At 62.9% G+C, this 353-nt stretch carries 1 protein-coding gene; it reads left to right on the top strand.

Annotated features, from left to right (window positions below):
* Nucleotides 1-353: phosphotransferase (locus tag AC0L2O_RS36490; RefSeq protein WP_473373162.1), on the top strand; the 353-nt coding region annotated here is incomplete at both ends.

Below are 353 nucleotides of genomic sequence, written 5' to 3'. Positions count from 1 at the left end.
TTGCCCAAGACCGTGCCGGAGCAGGCGCGCGTCTCGATCGTCCACGGCGACTATCGTCTCGACAACATGATTTTCCACGCGACGGAACCGCGCGTGCAGGCCGTGCTGGACTGGGAGCTGTCGACGCTCGGCGATCCCATGGCCGACTTCACCTATCTGCTGATGCAGTGGATCATGCCGGGCCTTGAGGGTGCCGACCTCAAGGCGCTCAACATTCCGCGCGTGGAAGAGGCCGCGCAAATCTATTGCAACATCACCGGGATGACGGTGCCTGACCTCAACTGGTATTTCGCCTACAATCTGTTCCGCCTCGCCGGCATCACCCAAGGCATCGCCGGCCGTGTCCGCGACGG

Source organism: Bradyrhizobium sp. Kon10 (assembly GCF_055807395.1).
This window is presented reverse-complemented; position numbering and strand designations above follow the sequence as displayed.